Origin of the sequence: Neorhizobium tunisiense (assembly GCF_039631515.1) — a bacterium.
Taxonomy (GTDB): domain Bacteria; phylum Pseudomonadota; class Alphaproteobacteria; order Rhizobiales; family Rhizobiaceae; genus Neorhizobium.
In genome coordinates, this window is sequence record NZ_JBDIUU010000016.1 from 1 (window position 1) to 9,128 (window position 9,128).

The window sequence follows — 9,128 nt, forward strand, 5'->3', positions numbered from 1 at the left end:
CGGGAGATGCGCATCTGGTTGGTCGCTTCGGTGAACAGCGTCGGCTGGAGGTAGAAGCCGGGGGTGTCGCGCTTGACGAGTTCGCCGCCGAAGGCGAGCTTGGCGCCTTCGTTTTTGCCGATCTCGATATAGTCGGTATCCTGCTTCAGCTGCTTGTCGTCGACGACCGGGCCGATATGGCTGCCGGCCTTCATGGCGTTATCGACATTGAGCGTCTTCAGCTTCTCGGTGAGTGCTGCGACGAATTTGTCGTGGATGCCTTCGGTGACGATCAGACGGGACGAGGCGGTGCAACGCTGGCCGGTCGAGAAGAAACCGGAATTGGCAGCGGCTTCGACGGCGACGTTAAGGTCCGCGTCGTCGAGGACGACCATCGGGTTCTTGCCACCCATTTCCAGCTGGAACTTGCGGTTATGCTCGATCGAGGCCAGTGCGACGCGTTTTCCCGTGCCGGTGGAGCCGGTAAACGTGATGCCGGCGAGATCCGGGCTGTCGAGCATGGCCTGGCCGACGACCGAACCGCGGCCCATGACGAGGTTCAGCACGCCCTTGGGCAGGCCGGCGCGGTGGAGGATGTCGACGATCGCCCAGCCGCAGCCAGGTACGAGATCGGCAGGCTTGAAGACGACGGTATTGCCGTAGCAGAGGGCCGGCGCGATCTTCCAGGCCGGAATGGCGATCGGGAAATTCCAGGGCGTGATGATGCCTATGACGCCGAGCGGTTCGCGGGTGATCTCGACGCCGATGTTCGGACGGGCCGACGGCACCAGTTCGCCGGTCAGGCGCAGCGCTTCGCCGGCGAAGAAATCGAAGATCTGGGCGGCGCGGGTGACTTCGCCGATCGCTTCGGGAAGGATCTTGCCTTCCTCGCGGGCGAGGAGCGCGCCGAGTTCTTCTTTGCGGGCGAGGATTTCGTCGGAAGTCTTTCTCAGGATCGCGTGGCGCTCGAGAATGCCGGAGCGCGACCAGGCCGGAAAGGCGGCTTTGGCGGCGGCGATCGCTTGCTTGGCGTCGTCGGCGCTGCCCTGGGCATACATGCCCACGACATCATTCGTGTCGGACGGGTTGATGTTCTTCGAGGCGTCGGAGCCGACCCATTCGCCGGCGATCAGGTTCTGGTGAATGATCAAAGTAACAACCTTTCGGCAAGCTTTTCTTCCCGCCTCGGCTGCACTAGCTCGTCAATCCGCGACAGATATCATCGAATTGACATATATTTGTTATTTGTGCAATGAATTTGTACGAAGTTGCTTACCGCAAGACAAGAAGAGGCTATTATGTCAAATATCGGATTCATCGGGCTCGGGACCATGGGTAAGCCAATGGCCGAGCGGCTGCTTCAAGCAGGCCATATCCTTAAACTTCATCGGGTCAAGGATACCCACCGGAGCTTGTTAGACCTCGGAGGGAAGCCGACCGATTCCGCTGCTATGGCTGCAACTGACGTCGAGTTTGTTATTCTCATGTTGCCCAACACGCCGGATGTCGAGCAGGTGTTGTTCGCCGCCGACGGGGTGGCCAACGCCATCGGCCCCGGCACGGTAGTCATAGACATGAGTTCGATCGATCCTGTTGCAACTCGTGACTTCGCTGAGCGGATTGCAGCAAAAGGAGGATCCTACCTGGATGCTCCAGTATCCGGGGGCGAGATCGGAGCGAAGGCCGGTACGCTTTCTATCATGGTCGGCGGGAGCCAGACTGATTTCGACAATGCCAGAGGCTTGTTCGAGGTGATGGGCAAGAACATCACGCTTGTTGGAGAAAACGGGGCCGGCCAAATAGCCAAGGTTGCCAACCAAATGATCGTGGGCCTCACAATTGAAGCAATAGGCGAAGCATTCGTCCTTGCAGAGCAGGCCGGAGCCGACCTCGCGAAGGTACGCGAGGCTCTAATGGGGGGGTTTGCCCAGTCCCGAATTTTGGAAGTCCACGGCAAACGCATGATCGACAAGACGTTTGAACCCGGGTTTGCGATCAAGCTCCATCACAAAGACCTGACGCTTGCGACGAGTGCTGCTGAGTCACTGAATGTCCGGGTTCCTAACACATTGGCTACAAGAGACTTGATGTCCGCCGCGATCAAAAAGGGAAATGGCGGCCGCGATCATTCCGCTCTTTATCTTGAGCTCAAAAGCGCAGACCAAGGCAACTGAGAATCTTCCATTATGCGGGACCTTCTTTCAAGGCCCCGCATATACTTGGTTGAAGCTAACGGAGGTCGCTGTGCGAACTGAGAGTGAACGTACAGGTTCGGTGCAATCGGTAGAGCGTGCAATGCTTCTCTTGGAGATCCTAAGTCTTCACCACGAAGGTTGCCGCCTATCCCAACTTGGACGTGAAGCTGGATTGTCGCCGTCAACCACACATCGCCTACTTACGACGCTCGAGAAGCGGCGCCACGTCCAATTTGATGCCACGAGCGGCCGCTGGAATATTGGCCTCGCGATGTTGACCATTGGAGCCGCCTCGGTGCGTCGGACGACCATAGTCTCGGTCGCGCAACCCTATCTCCATCACCTAAGAGATCATGCCAAGGAAACTACAAATCTGGGCATGGCAGACGATGGGCAGATAACACTTGTCTCTCAGATCCCGAGTCGGCAAATCGCGCGAACAATCAGTCCGATCGGAGGACGCGTGCCGATGACGTCCTCTGCTATGGGAAAAGCGATACTTTCCACATATCCCCTCGACGACATCGATGAGGTTGTTGGCCTACACCGGCTGATTAGGCGTACATCGCGCTCGATCGTTCGCGCGGATCATTTGCGTCGGGAACTCGATCGTGCGCGGATGGAGGGCTACGCCATCGATAACGCTGAGATCAACAAAAATGTCCGTTGCGTCGCAAGCGCTGTGTTCAACGACAAAGCCGAGGCGATTTGCGCTATTTCGGTCTCCGGCCAACTCGACCGAATGTCCTCTGAAAGAGTTCGAGAGTTAGCGCCGCGGGTAATCGATACGGCCCTTAAGATTACGAATGCAATAGGAGGAAGACCTCCGACGAGCTATTTGGCTGACGTCGGCCAATCAGCTGAAATCATCTCTCAGGGAATTTTATCTGGCTTTGGACCACCATAAGCCCAATCCAACAACTCGATCGTGTGTAGAGTCGGAATTGAAGTGCCGGAGGCAATCTGCGTGATGCATCCGATATTGCCCGTCGGTGATAAAGCCCAGCGTACCCTGCGGACCGGCAAGAAGCTTCACCAGATCCAGGCCGGTCACGTTCGCTACGCGAAGACCGAACCGATCAATTATCTCCGCAGTTTTCGAGAGCACGTAGGGTAGCTTGCTGAGAGGAACGGTACCGTCCATACAAATATAATCAGCGATCCGCCCTGTCGCTCCAAAAGCCGACTTTCGACCCTTCCATATCAGGGCGGCTTCGGTAGCAGTCTTGCTCTCTCGAACCGTCTTAACCGAGTTTCTTCCGGCGATGTCAACGATACGGGAAAGCATGTCATCCATTTCCGGGTCTAGGCTGCCCCGGGGTAGCATGGCTTTTAACTGCGAAATGATCTCCTCACGTCTACTCAGGACAGAATCGCGAGGAGCGAGCAATTTGACGCTATTCATGTTGAAACCAGGCTACTTGAGTACTCTTGGCTCATAGCCGGATGCGATGCCGCGATCACTGGAACGCTCGCAGACTTCCACGATACGGAAATGTCGCACTAGGAGGCAGACCGACAGGCTCCAGCGCCTATTGTTCCCTATGGAGATGGGAAACATCCCAAAGAGGGTAAGAGGGAAGGACGGCAGATGGATGATAGGGAACTTCTAAGGAAGCTGTTCGCCGCCGCGGTAAATGCTGCCGATGCTAAAACGGCGATCCGCAAGCACCTCCCCCGCCCCCCGCAAGACGGCCGCACGGTTGTCGTGGGCGCCGGAAAAGGCGTAGCGCAGATGGCTCAGGCACTTGAAGAGCTTTGGGAAGGCGAGATTTCAGGTGCAGTCGTTACTCGCTATGGATACGGATGCACGACCCGAACCGTTGAAGTCCTAGAGGCATCCCATCCTGTGCCCGATTTGGCAGGACTAGCTGCGGCGAAACGAATGTTTGATCTGGTTTCTGGGTTGTCAACCCAGGATCTGGTTATCGCGCTAATCTGTGGAGGCGGATCAGCCCTGCTGCCAGCCCCTCCGCCTGGTATTGTTCTGGCTGACGAAATTCGGTTAAACGAGATTTTGCTTGCGTCTGGCGCACCCATTTCAGAAATGAACGTGGTCCGCAAACACCTCTCTACGATCAAGGGAGGTCGCTTGGCAGCTGCGACAAAAGCCCGAGTCGTGAGCCTCGTTGTGTCGGACATTCCAGGCGACAACCTCGCTCTCGTGGCGTCCGGCCCCACTATCCCGGATCCATCAACCCGCCATGATGCGTTGCGGGTAGTCCAACAGTACTCCATGCCTTTGCCGTCCAAAATGGCGGAGTTTCTTCAGTCGCCAGCAGCAGACGCCCCAGATCCACGGGACTCAACTTTTTCGGATCACCAGCATTTCATTGTTGCATCTGCCGGGGTGTCATTGGAAGCAGCCGCGAGAACAGCAGAAGGGTACGGGCTAAGACCCCAGATATTGTCTGATTCCATTGAAGGTGAAGCTCGCGACGTAGCCTCCGTCTTGGCAGCTATCGCCCGGGAAGTCGCCAGGCACGGGCGACCGTTTGATAGGCCGGCAGTGCTTCTTTCGGGTGGTGAGACCACGGTTAGGCTTCGCAGCGCGGGTGGCCGCGGTGGTCGCAACGGGGAGTTTGCGCTGGCATTCGCTATGGCGATTGACGGTTTTTCCATCACTGCGCTCGCAGCAGACACCGATGGAATCGACGGATCCGAAGAGAACGCCGGTGCCTTTGTCGACGGCACCACCGCAAAGCGACTAAAGATCGCGGGATTAGACGGTCGTGAATTGCTCGATAGTAACGACAGCTTCTCCGGATTCGCAGCGATAGATGATCTTTTTATCACAGGTCCAACAGGGACGAACGTGAACGACTTTCGCGCGATTATCATCCGATGAGCGACCATTTTGAAAGGCTAATGGTACTGGTGCGCCATGGACAAAGTGAAGGGAATGCCGGCGACATTTTCACTGGCTGGGATGATCCTGGACTATCCCATCGAGGGTTCATCGAAGCTGAGTATGCCGCCCGAGCAATCGGAAACACGCGCTTCGACATCGCGTTCACATCGTGTCTGACGCGCGCACAAGAGACACTTCGGCAAATCTTGAACGAGATCGGCCAGAATGACGTTCGGATTATCCAATCGGCCAACCTAAACGAGCGACACTACGGCGAGCTCGCGGGCATTACGAAACAAGAAGCCCGCTCTTTGTGGGGTGAGGACCGGGTGAAGGCATGGCAGCGCTCCTACGCTTCCGCGCCCCCTGGAGGTGAAAGCCTTCGGGACACCCTGGCACGGGTCGTCCCCTATTACATCACAACGATCCTGCCGCACCTGTTGCGGGGAGAAAACGCCATCGTCGTTGCGCATGGCAACTCTCTGAGAGCCCTCATAATGGCTCTTGAAGGGATTGATCGCCATCGGATCGCAACAATAGAGATACCAACGGGCAGCGTCTTTTCCTATCAAATGAACGCAGATGGAACGATCGAAAAAGGGGCTATCGATCTGGATGGGGATGTCTGATACTCGCCTCCAATGCACTCGTGCGAAACGGCTCGCGACTTCGCGCGTGCACCTGAGCCAATGCGATTTATGGCGTTGTCTTAAAACGCCCTATAGGCACGCCCGGTACGTCAACCCGCATCATGAAAACATCGCCACAGTCGGGTGATGCGGCATCAGGGCGCCGCAGGCTCGTAAAATACAAGGATCGTAGATCTTCTCCCCCGAAACAAGGCATTGTGGGGTGAAGCGGCGGCACGCTTATCGACTGAAGCAGCTCGCCGCTCGCGCTAAAGCGGTTCAACACGCCTGCGGATACTCCCGCACTCCAATAATCACCTGCCATGTCCGTTGCCCCCCCGTCGGGACGTCCGAGCCTTTCATCCGGCGCAGCAATTCGACGACGATTTGAGATAGCTGCTGATGAAGGGTTCAGGTCGTATCGGTCGATCCAGCACTGCTTCGAGTCGGAAAGAAACAACGTGCGACCGTCAGCGGAAAATGCCAACCCGTTGACCGTACCCAGCCCTTCAATCTTAATCTCTGCGCTGCCCTTCGCAGTCACACGATAGAGAGCGGCCGACAAGCCATCTTCATGCATGCTTCCGACCCAATAGGCGCCATCCGGTCCGACCTTGCTATCATTTAGGCGGTTCTTATGCGAGTCGCCCGTCCGATGAGGTTCAGGATCGACCAGAAATTCGAGGTCGCCGGACGCAGGGTCGAACAGATGCACGCCGGTGGTGAGGGCAACGATCAACCGGTCGTCGTCAGTGAGGCCAAAGGAGCCGATCCGCGCTGGGAGCGACCAGTGTCTGATTTCTCCCGAACTTGTGTGAAGTGCATAGATGAGCTGAGCGTGGACATCTGTCCAAAAGAGTGTCGAGCGATCCGCGTCCCAGACCGGACTTTCTCCGACGCGGTTCTGACACGCAGTTATTTTCTCAAAGCGATGAATCATGGCGAGACAGATACCTTTCTTTCAAACCGCTAGAGCCACGCTATGCACCGCGCAGAACATTTTGCGATGAGCCACAAAAACGGTGGTTTCCTCAACCTATCGAAAGTTCCCGTCGTGTGTCTCGCGGATATCCGGTTCTTTCCGCTTCGTGGAAAACATCAAGTCCACCGTCCTTGCGATTTGCGGAAGCTGTAAACCCATAACCCACTCCGGGAACAGATTTCGCGGCTGACACAAGAGCGCAACGAAGCGCGAGAAAGGGCGGTTGAAATGGCAGACAAGCAAGCGGTGCGCGCTACGAGGACGAGCGTGACCGAACAGGAAGCACTCGATTTCCATTCGGAAGGCCGCCCGGGTAAACTCGAAATCAATCCCACCAAGCCGATGGCGACCCAGCGCGATCTGTCGCTCGCCTATTCGCCTGGGGTCGCGGTGCCGGTCAAGGCGATCGCCGCCGATCCTGCGACTGCCTATGATTACACGACGCGCGGCAACATGGTGGCCGTCATCTCGAACGGCACGGCGATCCTCGGTCTCGGCAATCTCGGGGCGCTTGCCTCGAAGCCGGTGATGGAAGGCAAGGCCGTGCTGTTCAAGCGCTTCGCCGACGTGGATTCCATCGACCTTGAAGTCGATACCGAGAATGTCGACGAATTCATCAACTGCGTGCGTTTCCTCGGCCCCTCCTTCGGCGGCATCAATCTCGAGGACATCAAGGCGCCGGAATGTTTCATCATCGAGAGCCGCCTGCGCGAGCTGATGGATATCCCGGTCTTCCATGACGACCAGCATGGTACCGCGATCATCGCCGCCGCCGGCCTGATCAACGCGCTGGAACTGACCGGCCGCGACCTCAAGACCACCAAGCTCGTCTGCAACGGCGCCGGCGCCGCGGCGATCGCCTGCGTCGAACTCATCAAGGCGATGGGCTTTAATTCGGAAAATGTCATCCTCTGCGACACCAAGGGCGTCATCTACCAGGGCCGCACCGAGGGCATGAACCAGTGGAAATCCGCCCACGCGGTGAAAACCACCAAGCGGACCCTGGAAGAAGCCATGAAGGACGCGGACGTCGTGTTCGGCCTTTCCCAGAAGGGCGCCTTTACCGAAGAGATGATCCGTTCCATGGCCGACAGGCCGATCATTTTCGCGATGGCCAACCCCGATCCGGAAATCACCCCGGAAGAAGTCGCCCGCATCCGCGACGACGCAATCATGGCGACCGGCCGCTCGGACTATCCGAACCAGGTCAACAACGTGCTCGGCTTCCCCTATATCTTCCGAGGCGCGCTCGACGTTAGGGCCAGCCAGATCAACGATGCGATGAAGATCGCCGCCGTCAACGCGCTCGCCAATCTCGCCCGCGAAGACGTGCCGGACGATGTTGCTGCCGCCTACCAGGGCAACCGCCCCCGCTTCGGCGCGCAATACATCATCCCGGTCCCCTTCGATCCTCGCCTCATCTCGGCGATCCCCGTCGCCGTTGCGGAAGCCGCAATGGAAAGCGGCGTCGCCCGCAAGAACATCGCCGATCTCGCCGCCTATGGCCGCGAGCTTTCCGCCCGCCGCGATCCGATCGCCGCGACGACGCAAGGCATCTACGAGCGCGTCCGTCGCTTCCCGAAGCGGGTCGTCTTCGCCGAGGCCGAAGAAGAACAGGTCATGCGCGCGGCGATTTCCTTCACCAGCCAGAAGCTCGGCACCGCCATCCTTCTCGGCCGCGACGATGTGATCCGCGCGACGGCGGAAAAGGCAGGCATCGATCTCGACCGACCCGGCGTGGAGATCGTCAACGCCCGTCTTTCCAACCGGCTCGATGCCTATATCGATCACCTCTATGCCCGACTGCAGCGCCAGGGCTTCCTCTACCGCGACGTCCAGCGCCTGATCCACAACGACCGCAACCATTTTGCCGCAACCATGGTGGCGATCGGCGATGCGGATGCGATGGTAACCGGCACGACCCGCAACTATGCGACGGCCCTGCAGGACGTCAGCCGTTGCATCGATCCCAAGCCGGGACACAAGGTGATCGGCGTGTCGCTGGTGATCTCGCGCGGCCGGACGATCTTCGTCGCCGACACCGCCGTCCACGACATGCCGAATGCGGAAGATCTTGCGGATATCGCCGTCGAAGCCGCCCGTGTCGCAAAGCGCATGGGCTACGAGCCCCGCGTCGCCATGCTCGCCTACTCCACCTTCGGCCAGCCGATCGGCGAACGTTCTGAGCGGGTCCGCGAGGCGGTCAAGATCCTCGACCAGCGGCGCGTGGATTTCGAATATGACGGCGAGATGGCAGCAGACGTGGCGCTCAACCCGCACCGGATGGAGCAGTATCCGTTCTGCCGGCTCTCAGGGACAGCCAACGTGCTCGTCATGCCGGCGATCCATTCCGCCTCGATCTCGACGCGCATGCTGCAGGAACTCGGCGCTTCGACCGTAATCGGCCCACTGCTGGTCGGCCTCGACAAGTCGGTGCAGATCACCTCGATGGGCGCCAAGGACAGCGATATCGTCAACATGGCCGCTATCGC

7 protein-coding genes and 1 pseudogene are annotated in these 9,128 nt (G+C 58.3%); 5 read left to right on the forward strand and 3 right to left on the reverse strand.

Going from position 1 to position 9,128, the window contains the following annotated elements:
* The coding region (locus ABCW43_RS28700) for an aldehyde dehydrogenase family protein (RefSeq protein ID WP_345930736.1) at positions 1-1,130 on the reverse strand (1,130 nt) is incomplete at its 3' end.
* A gap of 147 nt (positions 1,131-1,277) precedes the next feature.
* Between ABCW43_RS28700 and ABCW43_RS28705 the strand changes: the two genes are divergently transcribed.
* Both ABCW43_RS28705 and ABCW43_RS28890 read left to right on the forward strand, forming a co-directional pair.
* Entirely contained in the window at positions 1,278-2,153 is an 876-nt protein-coding gene (locus ABCW43_RS28705; protein ID WP_345930737.1) for a 2-hydroxy-3-oxopropionate reductase, read from the forward strand.
* A complete protein-coding gene (locus tag ABCW43_RS28890) occupies positions 2,092-3,081 on the forward strand; it encodes an IclR family transcriptional regulator (RefSeq protein WP_445739024.1) in 990 nt (329 codons plus the stop codon). The genes ABCW43_RS28705 and ABCW43_RS28890 overlap by 62 nt, the downstream gene beginning before the upstream one ends.
* Positions 3,082-3,225: 144 nt before the next feature.
* Here the strand turns inward: ABCW43_RS28890 and ABCW43_RS28715 are convergent.
* Positions 3,226-3,480 (reverse strand): annotated as a pseudogene (locus ABCW43_RS28715) (FAD-linked oxidase C-terminal domain-containing protein); the annotation flags it as partial.
* A gap of 285 nt (positions 3,481-3,765) precedes the next feature.
* Between ABCW43_RS28715 and ABCW43_RS28720 the strand changes: the two are divergent.
* A complete protein-coding gene (locus ABCW43_RS28720; RefSeq protein WP_345930738.1) occupies positions 3,766-5,022 on the forward strand; it encodes a glycerate kinase type-2 family protein in 1,257 nt (418 codons plus the stop codon).
* The gene (locus tag ABCW43_RS28725; RefSeq protein WP_345930739.1) at positions 5,019-5,654 is read left to right on the forward strand and encodes a 2,3-bisphosphoglycerate-dependent phosphoglycerate mutase; all 636 of its coding nucleotides are present in this window, start codon (positions 5,019-5,021) and stop codon (positions 5,652-5,654) included. The genes ABCW43_RS28720 and ABCW43_RS28725 overlap by 4 nt, the downstream gene beginning before the upstream one ends.
* 67 nt (positions 5,655-5,721) lie before the next feature.
* Here the strand turns inward: ABCW43_RS28725 and ABCW43_RS28730 are convergent, their stop codons facing one another.
* Complete coding sequence (locus ABCW43_RS28730) at positions 5,722-6,594, reverse strand: SMP-30/gluconolactonase/LRE family protein (RefSeq protein ID WP_345930740.1); 873 nt, start codon at positions 6,592-6,594, stop codon at positions 5,722-5,724.
* 270 nt (positions 6,595-6,864) lie between these two features.
* On the opposite strand from ABCW43_RS28730, the gene ABCW43_RS28735 reads away from it, so the two are divergent.
* The coding region (locus tag ABCW43_RS28735) for an NADP-dependent malic enzyme (RefSeq protein ID WP_345930741.1) at positions 6,865-9,128 on the forward strand (2,264 nt) is incomplete at its 3' end.